The organism is Aminobacterium mobile DSM 12262 (genome assembly GCF_000526395.1).
Classification (GTDB): domain Bacteria; phylum Synergistota; class Synergistia; order Synergistales; family Aminobacteriaceae; genus Aminobacterium; species Aminobacterium mobile.
This window is the reverse complement of the sequence record NZ_JAFZ01000001.1, coordinates 1,036,983-1,058,163: the sequence shown is the minus strand read 5'-3', so window position 1 is coordinate 1,058,163 and position 21,181 is coordinate 1,036,983. Positions and strand designations below refer to the sequence as shown.

The following is a 21,181-nucleotide window of genomic DNA, read 5'->3' as shown; positions in this document are numbered from 1 at the left end:
CAACACCTTTCTATGAAGAAGTGCTGGAAAAAGAGAGAGGGATGAGATACATTTATAATTGTTATTCCCAAACAAGGGTATTATAAATTACGAGTCTTTATCATTGTACTCGCAAGACAGGCAGATATACAGACCTGTTATATTTCTTAAAATAGAGATCGGAGGATATGATAATGAAAACTGAAATTGACGCTCGGGGGAAAGCATGCCCACAGCCGGTTATAATGACCAAAGCCGCAGTTGAAAAAGGAGAAAAAGAACTTTCCGTCTTAGTAGACAATGACGTAGCGGCTTCCAATGTTCAACGGTTCTTGACCAAAGAAGGCTTTTCCGTATCCCCTCATAGGGAGGGGGACACTATTGTCATTGAAGCTCTTGCGGGAGAAAACACTCATGCTCGACCCCAAGAGAAATCTGCCCCTTCTTACCCTTCAAAAGGGAACAAAGAAGAAGTGGCTATATTTATTACAAGAAACATTCTCGGAGGTCACGACAAAGAATTGGGAGAAGTCCTCATTAAAGGGTTCCTCGGCACTTTGGCTCAAATGGACTGCCCTCCCCGTTTTATAGCCTTTATGAACGAGGGTGTACTCCTCGCATTGAAAGGGACATCTACGTGCGACCATCTTCTAGAAATGACGGAGAAGGGGACAACTATTCTCGTGTGTGGAACATGCACAAATCACTTTGGAGTAACCGAGCAAGTTGGAGTGGGAACTATTTCTAACATGTTTGAAATTACTGATACATTGCTCAAGGCAACAAAAGTTATTTCGATATAAAATCGACGAGGTTCCGGAACGGAAGAGAACTAAAGACGGCATTCATTAAAAATGATGCCACTTCTTCCGTTCCCTTCTCTGGCTTTATTTCATCTAAAAGGTCTTCAGGAACTGGAACATAAATTGCCCCAATGTTATCGTCAAGTTCATCGCGACACGCCATAGCAACCCCTTCGTCGAACAAAACAATCCATCTAGGGAATGTGATCCCCAAAATAGTCCATTCCATATCAGGGATATCAGACGATATTCCCAGACTCATAGCGCTATCCTGGACTTTTTTCTCTTTCTCCAACCATACCCCCAATTTGTCCACTTCCTGCCCTACAAACATAACAAAGGTTTCGTTATTCTGCCCTGCAGCATAAATACGAACCATCGTATGAAGAGGGAAAAACAGCGTAGCTTCCTCCCTCGCCATATAGCTAAGGGCACCTTGAAGGTTCTCGCTTACCCGAACTCCATAACTTTGAGGGTACAGGGATTCTTGAAAATAAAAACGAGGAATGCGCAAAAGGATATGTTCAAAAAAATTTTCATCGCCAGAATAGGTTTTTAAAAGCCAATACATTCCCTCACTTCCTCACTCTTTATATGATGAGAGACCATATAGAGTTAGCAACTCGCATTCCCTTTTGGGAGAGTGCCAATGTTTCGCCGCTGAAAGCAAGACATTCTGGTGGCACATTTTCCAAATTATTTAAAATATCCTGGAGTAACACCTCTCCATATTCCTCGCAAAAAGACGGTAGATGGATTCCATAACGGGTTCGCAATGCCAAAACAGCTGCCTCTCTTCCCCGCTTCTCCCTCCTCAAGCGTTCTTCTCCTGCTAAGGGAGAGATGCCAGATGATATGCGTTTCAAATATTCCTCTAGCGTTCTCACGTTCCAAAAACGAGTCCCTCGAAAATATCCCCATGCAGAAGGCCCAAGAGGCAATACATCTCGCTCGAACCAATAGGCTTGGTTATGACGACACTCTTTCCCCTTTCTAGCGAAACTCGCTATCTCATACTGAAGAAGCCCCTTCTGTTCAAGATACCACTGAGCCCATCGATAGTGAACATACCCATTCTGAACACCTGTTGGAGGAGTCCGCCCCCAGAGGGATCCTTCCTCAATGGACAACTGATAAATAGAGAGATGAGGTATCTCCAAATGGACAAGGCAAGAAAGAGACTCATGCCACTTTCTCAACGTCTGATTTGCTAGTCCAAACATCAGATCGGCGCTTACATCAAAACCTTTTTCTTGTAAAAGGTCTAAGGCGCGCAAAGCCTGCAAGGCCGAATGGGGTCTCCCCAGCCAACGTAGCTCATCGTCATGGAGACTCTGGACACCAAGACTTACCCGTTTCACTCCCCACTCTCTCCATATGTAGCAATGTTCTCCCGTTAAAGAATCTGGGTTCCCTTCCACGGAAATTTCCACATCTGGGGAGAAAACGATATGTTTCTTCAATATCTCAATAAGACGCTCCCACTGCTTCGAAGATAAAAGCGTAGGGGTTCCACCACCAATATAAAGTGTCGATACGTTCAGGGGGCCCCCCAGCTTCTCTTGCCACCCTCGTAACTCTACGTCAAGAGCACTTATAAAATCTTCTTTCTCTCCTTCGTTGCCCCATATACTATAAAATGCGCAATAAGGGCACTTCCGTACACAGAAAGGCACGTGCACATACACAGATAAAGATGTTATTGTTCATCCTCCTCATCCACTTTAAGGAAGGCTAGAAATGCCTCTTGAGGAATGGATACTCTTCCTATCTGCTTCATCTTCTTTTTTCCTTCCTTCTGCTTCTCAAGTAATTTCCTCTTTCGGGAAATATCTCCTCCGTAGCACTTGGCCAACACGTCTTTACGAAGGGCTTTTACGTTTTGACGAACAATGACTCTCCTGCCTATGGACGCCTGGATGGGGATCTCAAAAAGTTGACGTGGAATGAGCTCCTTAAGCTTTCGAACCACTGCCTGCCCTCGATGATAGGCTGCATCCTTATGACATATAAAAGAGAAGGCATCTGCCGCTTCGTTGTTGATCAACACATCTACCCTCACCAAGTCAGCTGCTTTAAAACCACGATATTCATAATCCAGCGAGGCGAACCCACGAGTCTGAGATTTGAGCTTGTCATGAAAATCAAGAATAAATTCAGCCAGAGGCAGATCGTACACTAACCGTACCCGCTCTGGAGAGAGATAGTCCATAGAGATAAAGGTACCTCGCTTATCTTGGCAGAGCTGCATAACTTTCCCAACATATTCTGAAGGAAGAAAGCTCGTTAAGCGAATGATAGGCTCTCTCACCTCTTCTATCTCAGAAACATCCGGGAAATCCGAGGGACGATGGGCTTCTATTGGCTCTCCTTTTTGGGGCGTAATCTCATAGACAACGTTGGGAGCTGTAGCGACGAGTTCCACTCCAAATTCTCTGCGCAGCCGTTCCTTGGCTACATCCATATGCAAAAGGCCCAGGAATCCGCACCGAAACCCGAACCCCAATGCGACAGAGGTTTCTGGATCGAAGGTAATTGAAGAATCGTTGAGGGTTAATTTTTCCAGCGCATCTCGAAGCTGAGGATAATCGTCTCGCTCTACCGGATAGAAACCGCAAAAAACAACAGGTTTAACTTTTTTATACCCTGGGAGAGCCATTGCACATGGATTATTCCCATCTGTAATTGTATCTCCTACATGGGCTTCTGCTACTGTTTTTATATTAGCAACTACGTAACCTACCTCTCCAGCAGAAAGACTCTCTACAGGCTCAAGAAGTGGTTTGAATACCCCAACTTCCTCTATTTGATACATAGACCCCGTAGCCATAAACTTCACCATCTGCCCGGCTTCCAGCGTACCGTTCATCACTCGAACGTAACAAATGACCCCACGATAGTTATCGTAAACAGAGTCGAAAATCAGGGCTTGAAGAACCCCATCTACATCCCCAGTGGGAGCTGGAACTAATGCTACTATCCGTTCAAGAATATCCTGAATGCCAATTCCTTCTTTCGCACTGGCCAGGATAGCATCTTCAGCATCAATGCCCACTACCTCTTCTATTTCGCCTTTCACTGTTTCTGGATGAGCCGATGGAAGATCTATCTTGTTTATTACAGGAATGATCTCGAGATTATGATCTACAGCCATGTAGGCATTAGCCACCGTCTGTGCTTCCACACCTTGAGAGGCATCTACAACCAAAAGAGCTCCCTCACAGGAAGCAATTGAACGAGAAACTTCATATGTAAAGTCTACATGTCCGGGAGTATCAATGAGATTTAAAACATACTCCTGGCCATCTAACGCGCGATAGTTCATACGTACCGGGACCAGTTTTATAGTAATGCCGCGTTCTCGCTCCAGATCAAGGGAGTCGAGAAGCTGCGACCGCATTTTACGCCCTTCGACTGTTCCCGTATATTCAAGGAGCCTATCGGCCAATGTAGACTTACCATGATCGATGTGGGCGATAATACAAAAGTTTCGAATTTTTGAAAGATCCATATTAGGAAAATTCCCTCCGCTTCTTCTTTTTCGAAGACTCAAGATTCTCTATAAAAAAACTCAATCCAACGGGCCATCTATTGAAAAAAGATCACTTACAGCTCAGGATAATTGATCTCAGGCATGTCACACCTCGAAAAAACATCCCTCATCAATATAGATTTATCCAGTAACCAATCCACCCAATGGACCCAACCTAAGAAGTACGTCAGCTATAACTACAGCTTCATACTGAGAAATTATACCTGAAAAGGCGAAACACACATATTCATATCGTTTTGACGAAAATACAACTACTGCGGGTTGAAAACCCGAACCAAGGCGAACAATACTCCTTGTCAATAAGGTGGCACATACATAGAGGCAAAACTTTGCTATCCCCATACGAACGCCAGCCCTACCCTCAAAAATGAGCGCAGTGGATAGCATATATTCCTCCATCTCTTTTAACATAGTATCATTCCCTTCTTCATTCCGGGGGAAATTTTATATTGACATTTAAACAAACTATCACGATAATGTAAGCATAACAATTTTGCCGGAGGTGCTTTCTATGGAAAAAAGAGAGCTATTATATGAAGGTAAAGCAAAAAAAATGTTTACCACATCCGATTCTGACACGCTTATAATCGAGTATAAGAATGATCTCACAGCTTTTAACGCTCAAAAAAGGGGCTCTATTGAAGGGAAAGGGTCTCTCAATAATTCCATCAGTGCCGCTCTCTTTGAATATATGAATAAAAATGGCATTCCCAACCATTTTATAAAAAAAATAGACGATGTGCATCAGCTCGTAAAAAAAGTACGAATCCTTCCCGTGGAAGTTGTCGTCCGAAATATAACAACTGGAACACTCTGTAAAAGACTCGGTGTACCTGAAAATGTAAAGCTCCCCCGTCCTCTAGTGGAGTTTTATTATAAAAGCGATCAGCTTGGCGACCCCCTCATCACAGAAGATCATGCTGAACTTTTTGGATGGGCCTCTAAGGAACAAATTACATTCATGAAAGAGACCAGCATCAAAGTAAACGCTCTCATGAGCGCTTATTTTGATGCCATAGGCATTATTCTTGTAGATTTTAAGCTTGAGTTTGGAGTGGATTCCAATGGCATTTTGTTCCTCGCTGATGAAATGTCTCCAGATACCTGCCGATTCTGGGACAAAACAACCATGCAGAAACTAGACAAAGATAGATTCCGCAAAGATCTTGGCGATGTTCTTGGGGCATATCAGGAAATATGGCGACGAATTTCTGAAAAGGAGGGGCACTAATGATATTTCATGTAAAAATTCTAATTTATCTAAAAGATGGAGTGTTGGACAGTCAGGGTAAAGCCGTAGCTGGCTCCCTGGCTTCTATGGGGTATAAAAATCTGAGGGATGTTCGCATAGGACGTTATATTCAACTTTCCATCAATGCTCAGAGTGTAGAAGAGGCCCGAAAGCAAGCAGAATCCATGTGCGACGATCTTTTAGTCAACTCACTCATTGAAGATTTTTCAATTACAGTGGAGGAATAGTCGTGAAAGCAAGTGTGGTTATTTTCCCTGGAAGCAACTGTGATCATGACGTCATTTATGCCTTGGAGCACGTGATTAAAGCCCATGTTCAAAAAGTGTGGCATAGAGAAAAAAATCTTCCGGAAAAAACGGATCTCGTTGTATTACCTGGTGGTTTTTCTTACGGAGACTATTTACGAACTGGTGCTATGGCAGCTCGTTCCCCTATTATGGGGTCAATAAAAGAATTTGCAGAAGATGGAGGGCTCGTACTCGGAATTTGTAACGGGTTCCAAATTCTGACAGAAGCGGGGCTTCTCCCCGGGACCTTACTCGCAAATAAAAACTTGAGATTTATTTGCAAACCATGTTATCTCAAAGTAGAACGTACAGATCTCCCCTTTACCAACCTTTATAAGCAAGCACAGGTGGTCCAATTTCCCATAGCTCATCATGAAGGCCTTTATTATCTTCCCAGCAAAGAGTTAGAAGAGCTTGAAAAAAATAATCAAGTTGTTTTTCGTTACGTTTCTCCTGAGGGGAAATGCGGGGAAGAATACAATCCGAACGGCTCTCTTCATGACATTGCGGGTATTACAAACTTAAAAGGAAATGTTCTTGGTTTAATGCCCCACCCGGAACGGGCCAGCGAAGAAATACTTGGTGGTACAGATGGAATTCTTACATGGCAATCTATCGAAGCCTGGATTGCAAAGGAAGGTGTCTGATATGGATTATCGCGCAGCTGGTCTTAGACGAGAAGAATACGAAGAACTCAAGAAGGTTCTTGGCCGTGAGCCCAATGAAACAGAATTGAGAATTATGGGGGTCATGTGGTCAGAACATTGCAGCTATAAATCTACAAAACATCTGCTTCGCAATTTCCCTATAAAAGGAGAGTTTGTAGTACTAGGACCTGGCGAGAATGCCGGGGTCGTAAATATTGGCGAGGGATGGGGCGTTGCATTTAAAGCAGAAAGTCATAATCACCCATCTGCCGTTGCTCCCTACCAAGGAGCAGCTACTGGCGTCGGCGGAATTATTCGCGATATTCTGGCTCTTGGAGCAAGACCGGTAGCTTCTATGGACGGGCTCTTCTTTGGTGCTCCCGACAATCCCAGAACGCGGACTTTAGCCAATGGAATTGTGGAAGGGATCGGGGGGTATGGAAATGCAGTAGGAGTTCCAACTGTAGGCGGGAAGACCCTTTATGATTCCTGTTACACTGACAACCCCCTCGTCAATGCATTTAACCTCGGACTTGTACGCCTAGACAGCCTCGTAAGCTCTCAAACAGCCAAACCTGGTCTTCGGGTTCTCATCCTCGGCTCTAAAACGGGACGAGATGGTATAGCGGGCGCAGCTTTCGCCTCTGCAGAACTATCTGACGATACGAAATCTAGTCGTCCATCCATCCAAATAGGTGACCCTTTCGCCGAGAAGCTGCTGATCGAAGCTTGTCTTGAGCTTCGAGACAAAGGACTTATTGTAAGCATGCAGGATATGGGAGCTGCTGGCATCACGTCTTCATCAAGCGAAATCGCTGCAAAAAGCGGTGTCGGAATGATTCTACACTTTGATAAAGTTCTCCTTCGAGAAGAAGGTATGACTCCGTGGGAAATAGCCCTTTCAGAGTCTCAGGAACGGATGCTCCTCATCGTTGAACCTAAGGATAAGGAAGAAGTAGAAGTTATTGCTAAGAAGTGGGAACTCGACTGCACTGATATTGGAGAAACGGTACTGGGAGATCAATATACGATTATGTGGGGCTCAGAGATCGTTGCAGAAATGCCAGCCTCTCTTATAGGAGAGCGTTGCCCTTCAATATCCTGGCCTTCCCGACGCCCTGAAAATCTGGAGAATAGATGGGAGTTCCATATAGAAGAGCTTCCCCTGCCGAATAACTTCAATACAGCCATCCTTGATCTTTTAGGCACTCCATCTTTAGGGGATAAAAAATGGATCTATCAACAATATGATCAGATGGTTCAAACCAACACAGTCCAAGGGCCAGGAGCCCCAGTGAGCGTAATACGAGTAAAAGGGACGGAACGTCTTGTAGCCATGGCTATGGATTCAGATCCGTGGAAATGCTATCTCGACCCCTATCGCGGGGGTGCTGAGAGTGTGGCCAAAACAATCCGAGCCTTGACAGTGGCAGGAGCCTTGCCTCTAGGACTTACAGATTGCCTCAATTTCCCGTCCCCCGAAGTACCTGAACAGTACTGGGAGCTCGAACAAGTTATAAAAGGGATGGCAGACTGCTGTCGGGAGTTGGAATGTCCTGTAGTGTCTGGAAATGTAAGCCTTTACAATGAGAGTTCTTCTCAGCGGATTTATCCGACGCCAGTAATAGGGACAGTAGGAGTCATAGATTCTTATTCCTCATATCTTCCAAGCGGACAATGGCAGGAAGGGGACATACTCTTCCTTGTAGGTGCAATGAACCCTCCTCTTTCAGGGAGCCAATATGTACTTCAAACCACTGGTAAAGTATCTGGACGTCCTCTTCCATTTGTACCAGAAGCTGAAAAAGATTTTTGCGACAGAGCTTTACAAACAGCTAGAGAGGGACTTGCGCGAAGTGGACGAGCCATTGCCGGTGGAGGTCTGGCTATAGCCTTGGCCAAAGAGGCGATTGAATCAGGGATAGGAGCAACCATTGCCTGTTCATACCCAACACGAGGCGATGTGTTTTTGTTTGGGGAAGGATCACCACGAGCTATTTATGCCGTGCCCTCATCAAAAGTAGACCAGTTCCTTTCCACGTGGAAAGGATTCCCTCTAATGGAACTAGGGGCTGTGGGAGGGAAAGACTTGACATGCAAAAATCTTTTCCATATCTCTGTTTCTGCTCTTCGCCAAAGGTGGGAGGGGAAATAAATGTGCGGTGTCTTTGGGGCTTTTTCTCATAATGGGCACTCCGTTCTAGAAGACGTCTATCTCGGCCTCTATGCCTTGCAACATCGGGGGCAGGAATCGGCTGGCATTACATGGATCAACAGTGATAATACCATGCATTCCCAACGTGGGAACGGTCTCGTACACCTTGCGCTCGATCAAAGCGAATTGGCAAAGATCAATACGAACTGCGCTATTGGCCACGTTCGTTACTCTACTGCAGGAGGCTCGGACATTAATAATGCCCAGCCTCTTACTGCCAGTAATTCGAAGGGATCTGTGGCAGTAGCCCATAATGGGAATATCACCAATGCTGAAGCCCTAAAACAGTATCTTGAGAATAGAGGGGCTATTTTCCATTCTCAAACTGACACAGAGGTCTTGCTGCATCTTATGGCCCATCAACCTCATAAACCCTTTATCGACGCTCTCATAGATTCGTTGCGACGACTGAGAGGGGCTTATTCTCTCGCCATCATCCTTAACGGCACACTCGTAGCGGCAAGAGACCCTTGGGGGTTCCGACCTCTCGTTCTCGGTCAGCGAGAGGATATTACGTACATCTCGTCAGAGACCTGCGCCCTTGATCTGGTGGGAGCTCAAGTTATTCGAGAAGTTTCTCCCGGTGAAGTAGTGGTTATAGACAAAGAAGGACTTCACTCTATAAAAATACCAGTCCAGGTAAAACGACACTATCAGTGTTCTTTTGAGTATGTTTATTTTGCCAGGCCTGATAGCGTTTTAGCAGGGAAATCTGTTTATGCTGTACGAAAAGCTCTGGGGCACTGTCTTGCCCATCGCGCACCGTGTCCAGGTGCTCATATGGTTACGGGAATGCCAGACAGCGGAACTATAGCCTCTATGGGCTTTGCGGAAGGCAGCGGCCTCCCCTACGAAAAAGCCATTGTCAGAAATCGTTATGTAGGACGAACATTCATTGATCCTACCCAACGAGTTCGCGAATTAGGGGTCAGGATAAAACTAAATCCCATTACGGAACTTACTAAGGACCGAAAAATAGTCGTTATCGACGATTCTATTGTTCGAGGTACTACCAGTCAGAGAATTATAGCGATGATCAGATCTTGTGGCGCCCAAGAGATTCACGTGCGAATATCGTCGCCTCCTGTATGCTTCCCTTGTTACTACGGAATCGATACACCAAGCCGAGTCGAGCTGGCTGCGGCTCGAATGGATATAAAGGAATTGCAAAAGAAAATCGGAGCCGATTCATTGCAATATATTACTGAAGAAGATCTTATAACCGCCATTGGGCTTCCTAAGAGCGAACTATGTACCGCCTGCTTTACTGGGGAATATATGGAAGGAGAAGAGCCGGATGATTTGGAGTTATAAAGAAGCTGGAGTAGATATTAATAGCGGGAATGCATGGGTAAAGACAATTGGACGCATTGTCAATTCCCAACCTCGAGACCCTAACGTTGTGGGGGGAATTGGGGGATTCAGCGGACTCTACCGCATTACAGAAGACCTCCTCTTAGCTGGATGCTGTGACGGGGTGGGGACGAAGCTTGAAGTAGCCAAGGCTGCTTCCGACTACAAGGGACTTGGACAAGACCTCGTAGCCATGAACGTAAACGACCTCATTACATGCGGCGCTCGCCCTCTATTTTTCCTCGACTATATTGCCTGTGGCTATCTTGATCAACACGTACTGGAACCTATTGTTCAGGGTGTGGCCGAAGCATGCACAGAAAGCGGCTGTGCACTCCTTGGAGGAGAAACAGCAGAAATGCCAGGCGTCTATCCAAAAACAGGCTTCGATGTAGCTGGCTTTGCCGTGGGCATGGTCTCTTCTCGATCAGTTATAAATGGAAGTCATATTACCAAAGGAGATATACTTGTGGGGCTACCGAGCTCCGGAGTTCACAGCAACGGTTTTTCCCTTGTACGAAAAGCGTTGCTAGAGGGGCCAAAAGCTCTGCCTCTCCACGAAGTCCTTCCAGAACTCGAAGAATCTTTGGCAAAAAACCTACTACGCCCAACTCGCCTCTATCCTCGTATTGTCATGAAAGCACTCGAAAACCATGAGATACGGGGAATGGCTCACATTACAGGCGGTGGGTTAGAAGAGAATATCCAGAGGGCTCTTCCTTCAGGACTGACTTTACGCCTAGATTTTTCTGCATGGGAAAGGCCGGCTATTTTTAACCTTATAGCCAATGCCGGCGTAGAAGAGAAAGAAATGCGGCATGTATTCAACCTCGGCATCGGTTTTTGTTTTATTGTTTCACCTCAAGATAAAGATTCTCTTGTCACCTTTCTCAAAAAAGAAGGGGAATCTCCCATTGTATTTGGAGAGGTAGTCTCGGCATGACGGCATCAGTTGCCATTTTAATTTCCGGCAAAGGGACAAATATGAAAGCCCTGTTAGACCGGAAGGAGTCAGGAGACCTCTCCTGTGAAATCCCCTTCATTGCCAGCGATACATCAAAAGCGGAAGGGCTGCTCCTGGCACAAGCCATGGGAATAAAGACAGAAATTCTTCCTTACAAAGAGAAGGGGAAGGAAGAAGCTGAAAGGGTGCTTGACGAAATGTGTCGTTCTCATCATGTCCAATGGATTGTTCTGGCAGGTTTTATGAGAATTCTCTCTCCATGGTTTGTAAACAGATGGGAAGGAAAGATACTTAATATCCACCCTGCTCTTCTCCCCTCTTTCCCTGGGAACAGAGCTATTTTGGATGCATGGGAATACGGCGTTAAAGTAACAGGGATAACAATTCATCTTGTAGATCGAGGCATGGATTCCGGCATTATTCTTGCCCAGAAAGCCATAGTCATCAAAGAGGAGGACACGCTAGACAGCCTCACAACGAAGATTCATGAGACTGAACATGATCTTTATTGGAAGACCCTCAAAAAGGCAATAGAAGGTCAATATTCTTTTGACGGGAGGAGAGCCATTAATGACAGCTACTAAAAGAGCCCTCATTTCGGTTTTTGATAAAAAGGGCATTGTGGATTTTGCAAAAAATCTTATAGAGCGGGGATGGCAAATAGTATCAAGTTCTGGTACAGCCACAAAGCTCCGGGAAGCAGGAGTTGAGGTTCTGGAGGTTTCAGACCTCACTGGTTTCCCCCATATTCTTGGAGGGCGAGTTAAGACTCTACATCCCCTCATTTCCGGAGGCATTCTTGCACGCCGCCAGCTTCAAGAAGACATAAAAGATGTTGAACAATACAACATCCCCCTTATTTCCATGGTCGTTTGCAACCTGTATCCCTTCGAAGAAGTCGCTAAAAAAAGGGCCCATATAGATGAACTTTTAGAGAACATAGACATAGGCGGAGTAACTCTTATTCGAGCCGGGGCTAAAAATTATCCTCACGTTATTATACTCACAGACCCGGAAGACTACTCTCGTGTGCTGGAAGAACTGGACGCTGAAAGTGACGTAACTCTTCCTACCCGGCAAAATCTGGCATTGAAGGCTTTTGCTCACACTGCTGCCTATGATGGTGCTATTTTCGATGGTCTCTCCCAAGAACTGGGAGCTACCACAGAATTTCGCAAAGAACTATCCATACCCTTAAAAGAAGTACAGACCTTACGTTACGGGGAAAATCCCCATCAAGAAGCGGCTCTTTATCTTCCCCGCCTGGAAGAGCTGCCATGGGAACAGCTTGCAGGAAAGCCTCTCTCGTATAACAACATTCTCGATCTTGATTGTGCCATGAGAGGAGCCGCCCTTCTCCAGGACGCTCCTGGAGCCTTAGTTATCAAACACACCACCCCCTGTGGCATGGCTTACGGGAAAACATCGAAAGAAGCCTACGAAAAAGCCTTCCGCTGCGACCCTCTTTCGGCATTTGGCGGTGTTGTAGGATTTTCACGCCCTCTTGATATGAATACGGCGCGCTCTATCGCTCAACACTTTACGGAAGTAATTCTTACTCCAGATATTTCTCAAGAGGCCCTCGCTTTCTTAAAACAAGAGAAACCTTCTCTTCGCATCTTGAAATGGCAAGGAGGCCGTGTGTTCCCCTGGCAAGTAACCAGCACTTGGAGTGGATTCCTTGTACAAAAAGACATGCTTCCACCTATTCCGAATCCTGATAAAGGCACATGGATTGGACCGAAACGCGAAGACCTTTGGGATGATCTCCTTCTCGCCTGGAAAGTAGCATATCTGTCAAAAAGCAACGCAGTGGCTATAGTAAAAGACGGCGAAGCCGTAGGAATAGGCATGGGATTCTGTAGTCGCGTTTTTGCAGTAGACTTCGCGACCCATCAGGCCCAAGAGAGAGCTAAAGAAGCTGTAATGGCCAGTGACGCATTCTTTCCCTTCCCTGACGGAGTAGAATCTGCAGCAAAGGCTGGAATAACGGCCATTATACAGCCTGGCGGATCTGTTCGAGACGATGAGGTTTTCGCGAAAGCCCAAGAACTTGGAATCTCCATGTTCATTAGTGGCTGGCGAACATTTCGTCATTAAAGGAGGGAATAGCCCATGAAAGTCCTTGTTATAGGCGGAGGTGGGCGAGAACATGCTCTGGTATGGGCCCTCTCAAAATCTAAACTCGTAGAGGAAATTCATGTGGCTCCAGGCAACGCTGGTATGCGAGGAGTTGCATTTCTTCACTCTGTCCATAGTGAGGGAACAGAAGAAATTCTCGATCTCGCTACACAAATAGACCCTGACCTTATCATTATTGGTCCAGAGGCCCCCCTTGTAAAAGGAGCCGCCGATTCTCTGCGAAACAATGGATTTACAGTGTTTGGCCCCGGGAAAACCGGAGCAGCCCTGGAGGGAAGCAAGGCTTTTGCTAAACAGTTTATGAGCCGATGGAACATTCCCACCGCTCCTTTTCACTTGTGTACAACTTTGGAAGAAGGGATGGAGGCCCTGAAAAAGCGTCACGCACCGTACGTTATAAAAGCCGACGGCCTCGCTGCAGGAAAAGGAGCTTTTGTAGTCGACAATTTAGAAGACGCTCAAAGCATAATTTCAGATCTCCTCGTAAAAAAGACATTAGGTGCTGCTGGAGAAAAGATAATAGTGGAAGACTATATGCCTGGCCTTGAGCTCACTGTCCTTTGTGTCAGTGATGGGAAAGAGTATCGCATCTTGCCTCCAAGCCAGGATCATAAAAGGGTCTATGATAATGACAAGGGGCCCAATACTGGAGGAATGGGGGCATATTGTCCTGTTCCCTGGGCTGGATCCTCCCTAATGGAACGAATTGAGAAGGAGGTTATTTCTCCAACATTTGAAGGACTCAAGAAGGAAGGGATACCATATTGTGGCGTCCTTTATTTTGGGCTCATGATCGACTCTCACTATAAGCCCCGCGTCGTAGAATATAATGTGCGTTTCGGAGACCCTGAAGCCCAGGTTATTCTCCCGGTCCTTAACGTAGACTTCGCTCAATTAGCTATGTCTGCCAGTACAGGCGCACTTTCTACTCTTCCCCCTATAGTAGCAAATGGATGGGCCGTAGACGTAGTTATATCGTCTGAAGGATACCCTGGCCCTTACAAAAAAGGGCTTCCCATCTCAGGGCTTCATGAAGCAGCCGCGTTAAGGAATGTCCTTCTTTTCCATAGCGGTACATCTTTAAATCAAGGAGGAGAAACAGTTACGAATGGCGGAAGAGTTTTGAATATAGTAGGACTTGGCCTTTCATTAGAGGATGCTTTGGCACGATCTTATGAGGGAGTAAAATATATCCACTTTGAAGGTGCACACTATCGGCGGGATATTGCCGCAAAAGCCCGAATATAAGGAGGAAGAGAAAAGCTTATGGACACAAACAAACAGACACCAGTTGTAGGTCTGGTCTTAGGTTCTAAATCAGACTTGCCTGCCGCGCATAAAGCAGCAGAGATATTAGAACAATTTCACGTTCCCTTTGAAATAACCATAGCTTCAGCTCATAGAACCCCTGAAGATGCGGCGCTATATGGGCAAAACGCCGAAAAACGAGGATTGTGCGTTATTATAGCCTTGGCAGGCCTATCTGCAGCCCTCCCGGGAGTCTTGGCTGCTCACACATTACTTCCCGTTATCGGCGTTCCTATTTCTGCGGGATCCTTAGGCGGCTTGGATGCCCTTCTTTCTATTGCACAAATGCCTCCTGGCGTTCCTGTAGCTGCCGGAGGCATAGACAGCGCAAAAAACGCAGCTCTTCTCGCATTGAGAATTCTTGCCATCAATAATAAAGAGCTTCGTGAAAATCTGGCTCAATACACTGCCTCAGAAGCCGAAAAAGTACGCAATGCTCGACAAACAATAGTCGACCTGCCAGTAGCCCCTTCAGAAGCTTTCCAAGAACAATAATGCAAACAATATAGGACAGTTTCGAGAAAATATCTTTACGTTCCGGAGCTGTCCTGTCTTTTATTGCATCTATACAAAAGCACAGGCATCTCAAATCTTAAAATTTACTCTTTTTGGTAACCCACCATGGAGCCATATTTGTATCTTGATGTCCAAGGCCAAATATCTCCCACAACGCTGAAAAAGCACCATGAATTCGATTGGCAAAGGCAAAAATAGGAACCAGAGGAAGCCAAAATACCAGTAACAGGTCCTGCCTCGGCCTTTCTGAGAGTAGGAGGACAAAAACGAGGAAGAGAATCACCATTGCCGCGAGGTAAAACAAATACACTAAAGCCATAGTTCCAGCTACAACGCCCAAGGGATAAGCTATAAAGAGATACGCAGTATAAATGACAACGACCACGGGCATCACCACTTGAAACAAGAGTCCTGTCCAGAGCAAGGCTATAAAATTTTTCCACCCCACTAATCGTGGTGAAAAGGTTCGCCAATGCTTTCGGAAGTACATAAACGACAGATCTCCATCCCAACGAAGCCTCTGTTTGAAAAAGTCCCTAAATGTATCTGGGACATGGGTAAAACCCATGGCTTCAGGATCAAAAACAATGCGAAAACAATGATATCGACCCAAATAATTCTTCACTCGCAGTGTAATATCCAGATCCTCAGCAGTTCCGGCATCCCACCCGCCAATCAGCTCTAAAACGGAACGGCGAAAAACTCCAAAAGCCCCCGAGATATTGTTGACCAGCCCAAAAGCGCTAAGTCCTGTTTTGGCAGCCTGAATAGAGAAAAAATATTCTATCGCTTGAAGTCTGGTAACTAAGCTGGCCCTCACATTTCGTACCCGAAGACACCCAGCTACACATCCGACCGTGGGATTCTCAAAATGTCTGGTGGCACGTTCTACCATGTCATTGTCGAAAGATGTGTCGCCATCCAAAGCCATGATTATTTCACCATCAGCAAAGTTCATTCCCGTATTGAGAGCCGACACTCTGCCACCTCTTTGCCACTTTGGTACCACCTTTAAAACTCGGTTGGGAAGCCGATCCACTTCGCCTTTCATAGACAAAGCCGCACTGTAAGTCTCTTTATTAGCCGCAGCACCGTCTATAATAGGCACAATCTGGATCCGACCAGGATATAACTGTCTGGACAGAGAACGAATAGTCTGTTGCACCGCCTCTCCCTCACTGTAACACGTTATTAGACAGGAGACAGAAGGATAGTAACTGCTTCTCCAAGGAACTTCGTTCATCCGAAGTAAACCGTAACGAAGTACTCCCATCAAAATTAGCAGATAGACAGGCATTTCCAGAAAAAGGACAAAAGGAATGAATCTGAGAATTATTTCCCACGTCTCAGAGACCAAAGGAGCTTCTAAAACCAGAGCAATAATTTGGAAAAACGGCTCAGGTATTAGCATCAGGACTCAAGTTCCCCTAAAATTCTGGCAAGTAAAGATGAAGCGCTCTCCCCCTCTCTCATATTCTGAGATGAAGAGAATGCTACCAGTTGGAATTGGGGCTTAGGTGACGTTTCTGCTAAATTGACTAACTCTAATATCCGGCCACCCACTACAGATGCCCCTGCTTCATCTGTCATAGGCAAAAGAAGCAATAATATACCAGTAGCTGTCCTGGTCGTAACATCAGTATTTCGAATAAGCTGCCTAAGCCGCTCCGCTAATGCGTCCACAATTTGAGAAGCTCTATGACGGCCTAGTTTTTCGGAAACCTGAATTAAATTTACAAACCGAACACCTATCACAGAGAAAGTTTGATCCGGGTAGCGACGGTTCAACAAAATCATCCAATCTAAAAGTTGGTTAAAATACGCGGGAATAACGTAGTTCAGCCGATCTAGAAGAGCATATACATCATCAATGGACCCAACCCTAGCTGCAGCTCGCCCTTTCTCTGATATTCGGTAACCATGAATTGTATTTACGAGAAGTTCCTCTGGATCTGACCTCGTTTGGCAACTGAGGCAATCCACAACAACATGGGCCTCTATGAATTTATGTCCGCAATCGTTGCACAAAAAACTCTCTAAAGGATGATCGTAATCCGAACCTAAATGACGAAGGTGAGTACCACAGAAAGGACAACGATAACCATTCTCCTGGAGAAAATCATCTACCGGCCCCACCCTGCCACAAGTAAAACAGTGAATAAACTCTTTGGGAACAATATCGATACTCCCACAATTGGGGCAAACGTCGATATAATTGAGATGAGTACATTGGCACTTGGGGCACGAGCGTATGCGGTCAATCAAAGGTCCTTGTGACAACAAACCTCTATCCCTCAAATTTCGAAGCCATTGCCTCGTCTCGCTCTCACCACCCAAGAACTCTGCAATGGGATACCTATATGCGTCGCAGGTAAAAGGCTGTAGCAAGGGATTCAGTCCCTCTTGTCGAAGAGCCAAATAGGCCAAAAGACGAAAATCTCTGCTCAGCTCCAAGCTTCCCCGGTCCACTTCATTCAATTTCCCCCACATATCTGCCGTCTTTTCCCAAGCTTGATCTAAAGACTTTATAGCCCCATCGGTAAAGAGCGCAGAATCGGAATCCAGAGATGGAGAGCAAAACACAGGCAAATAACAGGTTTCTGGGATCTTTCTGATCTCCTTGACCGCCATTAAAACAGTCTCTTTAGAAAAGTCCCCATCTAGAATAACTCCATGAACAGATCGTATTTTAGCAACCAGATCTTCCAGCGTATCTACATCTATAACCCCATCTTGAGGCGCAAAAGAAATATTGCCGCAGTTGACAAACCGAAGAAGCCGGATCTCTTCCATAGATATGACACCTTCCTCACTGGTAAAAGCAACTACCACGGCCATCTCCCTCCCCAATGAACAGTTACAGGAAGCCCCTCCACCAAAAAGGCCTCCGGAATGGGAGAACGTGTACTGAGGGTAACCCGTACTGTCTGACGAATCTCTGTCAGAGGTTTTGAAAGAGACAATGGCGCAGGCTCGGCTAGAGTAGGTCTCCCCACAGGGAAAGCCTCCACCATCGTTCCTTCAGGGAAACGTATTCGGACTTTCTTACCCTTCTCTACGAATCCGAGATCTTTAGGGTTCAGGAAGGTAACTATAGATGCAGTTTGAGGGTCAGCCACTACCGCTAAAGGAGCCCCCTGAGCCAAGGCTTGGTTCACAACAGCAAAAACAGCCAAGACAACTCCTGACACGGGAGACGCTAAAGCTACCCCACCCATAATATCTGCCATAGCAGCAAGTTCTCCATCAATTTGCGCCAATCTAACCTGTTGAGATTTATACTCTCCAGAGGGAGCCAATGCTAAATTCAGATCTATTTTTGCCTTAATCACATCAGATTCAGCTCGAAGTACCCTCTTCTGAGCCTCGTTGAGGTCAGCCTTTGTAGCTGCTCCAGCATTAACAAGTTCCTGAATCTTAGATCGATAAGCTTTTTCTTCTTTCAAAACTCTCTCCGCTAAAACCAAAGCATCCCTGAAGGGTTCAGTAGAAATGTGACGGCTCGCATAATCCATCAAGACTTTTCTTTCTGCTGTCAGAGGGGCTCTTTTCATCTCCAGCGTAGGATCCGCTACTTTAGCCATCACGTCTCCCAATGCTATATGCTGGCCTTCTCGAAGATGAACCTCCATTAAAACTCCAGATGTTGGGCTGTTAATCGGGGTTTTCTCCATAAAGATCACCCCAGGAGATGTAGCCCAAAACACCCCTACACTTACCTTGGCTATAAAAAACAGCAAGGGGCTAGAGACCAGCAACACAACAAAATACCATCGCCACCGCGGAAAAGTTCTTCTAGCTGGAGCATAAGGAATTCGTACCCCTTTTTCCTGAAAGGGATCTCGACTCTTCCCAGAAGTAAACCGCACTTTCATCGGACCATCTCCTCATAATCTTTCCAAGCCTGAACAACCACACCCCGGTAGTTCTCTTCTTGGAACACTCCGTTGTAATAGGCAATTCGACTCCATAGAATATCCCGTCCTAAGGTGGCATAGCTTTCGCGGGGAGATAAAATAGACTCCACACTTTGTGCTAAAAGTAATGGAAGATCCGGGTATTTTTTAAGAAGGGCTCCAAATCGATCTGTCACCATATCCACGTTGGTGGAATAAAACATCACTGCTACGTCCTCCATAGACAACGCCACTAACCCTCGCCCCATAATTTCTCCTAACTCCCCCTCCAAATAACGAGGATGGACAGAAAGAGATAGAGGAAGATCTGTATTATCTCGAACAACCTTCAACGTTTGGAGCAATTCCAGAGCAAGCTCAGACCTCTTAGACGCAGCACCAGGAAGAGAATCTGGCTCTAAATCTACGTGAACCCCCTTAAAAGGGAAGGGGGCAAAGAAACGGATTAGTTGAACAAGCTCCATTCGATGCTCTGGCAAAATCCAGGTAGGATCGCCAAGCAAAAGATCAACTTGAATTCCCATGTACGTTGCCTGTTCTAAAAAGGCCATGAGAGATAACCGGGAATTATTCGTGCTAAAAGAGCGGATCTCCTGTCCATCAAAAGAGAGCAATATTCGACAGAATCCCGCTTGTTGAAGTTTTTTCAGTTCTCTATGCCTCGTCTCGCTCTTGAGGAAGGGAGCCGCATTCCACACATAAACTGAAGTATTCTTCCTTGATGGTGTCAGAATTGTAGATGTCTGAACATCTTGCTCTGGAGAGGAAATCATTGCGACTGGCGACTTCGGCAAACTCGCAAGAGGCTTATCAAGGCCTAGCATAGATAAAGGACATCCTCTCTGGACCTCTCCTTCAGGGAAAAAACGAACCAGCTCAGAAGCAGCCTGAAGAACCAGTATTTGGGCATCCACTAATTCCAGAGCAGCACGGAGATGGGCATAGCGACTCTCTTCAAGTTTCTCAAAAGCATCTCCACCAATACGATCATAGCGGAGGTGATGCACTCTTACGGCCTCTGTGGAAGCTTGCACTTTTGCTATTCCGGCCTGAACAGATCGAGAACCGTACTCCAGCAAAGATAAGGCGTCTTCCAACTCCCCTTCAAGGCGAAGGCGTTCCTTCAGCTCTTCGGCTCTATGTCGCTCTAAATCTGCTTGAGCAGCTAATCTAGCCTCATCCTTTTTTGCCCTTAAAGAAGCGAAGGGTTCTTCTACTGTAAGTCGGATGGAAACTCCTGCCCCGGAAGTCCCAGGGAAATCTCGACCAGCGGTAGCACCAAATTCTACAGTTCCATCCCGATCAATTTTTTTTGTGATCTCGAGAATGCGACCATAAATATCCAAAACTCTATTGTTGTATCTCACATTAGTGAGATGGGCCACTCCTAAAGGGCGCCTCTTCTTATAATCCCACCCCGGGAGAGTTGGGAATGGAACTTCTTCGGTCACCTGCCAAGACTGCCCTGTAGCCAATCGAATAACCTGAAGGGCCTGTGTTTCCATCCGAGAGGAAGCGGCCACGTCTCGAAGAGCTACATCATAGACAGACAAAAACTCCAGTCGATCCGCCTCTAAAAGAAACCCTTCTCTTACCCTCTTCGACAAGAGGGCCTCTGTCGCTTCTCGACTCTTCAAGAAATCAGATAAGAGACGGCGTTTCTGCCCCTCCCCCCACAAGACCATATAAGCCTTTCTAAGAGAAATCAGATTCATCTCTCTGGTTCGCTCTGCCAAAATTCGTCCCTCTAAAGTTCGAAGCTCACTTTGAAGGATCTCTATTTTCTCTTTGGTCCATGTACCTAAAATGGGGAAGGAAACGCCTGCTCGAGCAGTAACTTTATTATAGGAAATTCGTTCTTCGGCGGTTTCAGACTCTGGTTCATCGCTATAACCATAAGATATTCCAGCAAAAAACTTAGGGCCACTTCTCTGACGTACAAGGTGTTCTATATGTTCATCCCGCGCCAAAGCCGCCATAGAAGACAGAACTTCTGGCCCTTGTTCGACCATGTTTTCCAACTCTGCCAGAGAAGGGAGGGAAAGACTTTGGCTTCCATATAAAGTAGAAGTCGCTATCGATAAAAGAGCCCACGCCAAACAGGCTATTCTGAGCAAAAACATACTGATAGAACCTCCATGTAAAAATCGGAACTTGCAAGTTGATACTGACACTGCAGAGGCAGAGTCACTTATATAAAAATTGAGAACGTACCCATGCGCTCAAAATTGTAACATATTTCATA

At 45.8% G+C, this 21,181-nt stretch carries 19 protein-coding genes; 11 read left to right on the top strand and 8 right to left on the bottom strand.

Features of this window, described 5'->3' with window-relative positions; translation table 11 throughout:
- The first annotated feature begins 173 nt into the window (after positions 1-173).
- Entirely contained in the window at positions 174-782 is a 609-nt protein-coding gene (gene yedF, locus K360_RS0105105) for a sulfurtransferase-like selenium metabolism protein YedF (protein ID WP_024822107.1), read from the top strand.
- Here the strand turns inward: yedF and K360_RS0105100 are convergent.
- The 4 genes from K360_RS0105100 to K360_RS0105085 all read right to left on the bottom strand — a co-directional run bounded on the left by K360_RS0105100 (position 769) and on the right by K360_RS0105085 (position 4,746).
- On the bottom strand, positions 769-1,353 hold the full coding sequence (locus K360_RS0105100) for a hypothetical protein (RefSeq protein WP_024822106.1): 585 nt from the start codon (positions 1,351-1,353) through the stop codon (positions 769-771). The genes yedF and K360_RS0105100 overlap by 14 nt on opposite strands.
- Before the next feature lie 19 nt (positions 1,354-1,372).
- Positions 1,373-2,464, bottom strand: coding sequence for a radical SAM family heme chaperone HemW (hemW, locus tag K360_RS0105095; RefSeq protein ID WP_274532066.1), 1,092 nt, complete (start codon positions 2,462-2,464; stop codon positions 1,373-1,375).
- 17 nt (positions 2,465-2,481) lie between these two features.
- Positions 2,482-4,293 carry a translation elongation factor 4 gene (gene lepA, locus K360_RS0105090; RefSeq protein ID WP_024822104.1) on the bottom strand — a complete coding sequence of 604 codons (1,812 nt, stop codon included), beginning with the start codon at positions 4,291-4,293 and terminating at the stop codon, positions 2,482-2,484.
- A gap of 162 nt (positions 4,294-4,455) precedes the next feature.
- The gene (locus K360_RS0105085) at positions 4,456-4,746 is read right to left on the bottom strand and encodes a hypothetical protein (RefSeq protein WP_024822103.1); all 291 of its coding nucleotides are present in this window, start codon (positions 4,744-4,746) and stop codon (positions 4,456-4,458) included.
- Between the two features lie 100 nt (positions 4,747-4,846).
- On the opposite strand from K360_RS0105085, the gene purC reads away from it, so the two are divergent.
- The 10 genes from purC to purE are packed head-to-tail and all read left to right on the top strand — an operon-like array spanning position 4,847 to position 14,998.
- Complete coding sequence (gene purC / locus K360_RS0105080) at positions 4,847-5,566, top strand: phosphoribosylaminoimidazolesuccinocarboxamide synthase (RefSeq protein ID WP_024822102.1); 720 nt, start codon at positions 4,847-4,849, stop codon at positions 5,564-5,566.
- Positions 5,566-5,814 (top strand): phosphoribosylformylglycinamidine synthase subunit PurS, encoded by a 249-nt coding sequence (gene purS, locus K360_RS0105075; RefSeq protein WP_024822101.1) that lies wholly within the window; start codon positions 5,566-5,568, stop codon positions 5,812-5,814. Before purC ends, purS begins: the two co-directional genes overlap by 1 nt.
- Before the next feature lie 2 nt (positions 5,815-5,816).
- Positions 5,817-6,521, top strand: a complete 705-nt coding sequence (purQ, locus tag K360_RS0105070) for a phosphoribosylformylglycinamidine synthase subunit PurQ (RefSeq protein WP_024822100.1) — start codon at positions 5,817-5,819, stop codon at positions 6,519-6,521.
- Position 6,522: 1 nt separating this feature from the next.
- Complete coding sequence (gene purL / locus K360_RS0105065; RefSeq protein WP_024822099.1) at positions 6,523-8,676, top strand: phosphoribosylformylglycinamidine synthase subunit PurL; 2,154 nt, start codon at positions 6,523-6,525, stop codon at positions 8,674-8,676.
- Positions 8,677-10,050 (top strand): amidophosphoribosyltransferase, encoded by a 1,374-nt coding sequence (purF, locus tag K360_RS0105060; RefSeq protein WP_024822098.1) that lies wholly within the window; start codon positions 8,677-8,679, stop codon positions 10,048-10,050.
- Positions 10,034-11,032: a phosphoribosylformylglycinamidine cyclo-ligase gene (gene purM, locus K360_RS0105055; RefSeq protein WP_024822097.1), complete on the top strand. Its 999-nt coding sequence runs from the start codon at positions 10,034-10,036 to the stop codon at positions 11,030-11,032. Before purF ends, purM begins: the two co-directional genes overlap by 17 nt.
- Entirely contained in the window at positions 11,029-11,637 is a 609-nt protein-coding gene (purN, locus tag K360_RS0105050; protein WP_024822096.1) for a phosphoribosylglycinamide formyltransferase, read from the top strand. Before purM ends, purN begins: the two co-directional genes overlap by 4 nt.
- On the top strand, positions 11,624-13,153 hold the full coding sequence (gene purH / locus K360_RS0105045; RefSeq protein WP_024822095.1) for a bifunctional phosphoribosylaminoimidazolecarboxamide formyltransferase/IMP cyclohydrolase: 1,530 nt from the start codon (positions 11,624-11,626) through the stop codon (positions 13,151-13,153). Before purN ends, purH begins: the two co-directional genes overlap by 14 nt.
- 15 nt (positions 13,154-13,168) lie before the next feature.
- Positions 13,169-14,443: a phosphoribosylamine--glycine ligase gene (gene purD, locus K360_RS0105040; RefSeq protein ID WP_024822094.1), complete on the top strand. Its 1,275-nt coding sequence runs from the start codon at positions 13,169-13,171 to the stop codon at positions 14,441-14,443.
- An 18-nt stretch (positions 14,444-14,461) separates the two neighbouring features.
- Complete coding sequence (purE, locus tag K360_RS0105035; RefSeq protein ID WP_024822093.1) at positions 14,462-14,998, top strand: 5-(carboxyamino)imidazole ribonucleotide mutase; 537 nt, start codon at positions 14,462-14,464, stop codon at positions 14,996-14,998.
- A gap of 97 nt (positions 14,999-15,095) precedes the next feature.
- On the opposite strand, the gene K360_RS0105030 is transcribed toward purE, so the two are convergent.
- From K360_RS0105030 to K360_RS0105015, 4 genes are read right to left on the bottom strand one after another with little or no spacing between them, the layout of a single operon-like run.
- Positions 15,096-16,430: a glycosyltransferase family 2 protein gene (locus tag K360_RS0105030; protein WP_024822092.1), complete on the bottom strand. Its 1,335-nt coding sequence runs from the start codon at positions 16,428-16,430 to the stop codon at positions 15,096-15,098.
- A complete protein-coding gene (locus K360_RS10565; protein ID WP_024822091.1) occupies positions 16,430-17,851 on the bottom strand; it encodes a TackOD1 domain-containing metal-binding protein in 1,422 nt (473 codons plus the stop codon). The genes K360_RS0105030 and K360_RS10565 overlap by 1 nt, the downstream gene beginning before the upstream one ends.
- The gene (locus K360_RS0105020; RefSeq protein WP_024822090.1) at positions 17,845-18,894 is read right to left on the bottom strand and encodes an HlyD family secretion protein; all 1,050 of its coding nucleotides are present in this window, start codon (positions 18,892-18,894) and stop codon (positions 17,845-17,847) included. The genes K360_RS10565 and K360_RS0105020 overlap by 7 nt, the downstream gene beginning before the upstream one ends.
- Complete coding sequence (locus K360_RS0105015) at positions 18,891-21,059, bottom strand: TolC family protein (protein WP_024822089.1); 2,169 nt, start codon at positions 21,057-21,059, stop codon at positions 18,891-18,893. The genes K360_RS0105020 and K360_RS0105015 overlap by 4 nt, the downstream gene beginning before the upstream one ends.
- Positions 21,060-21,181: the final 122 nt, after the last annotated feature.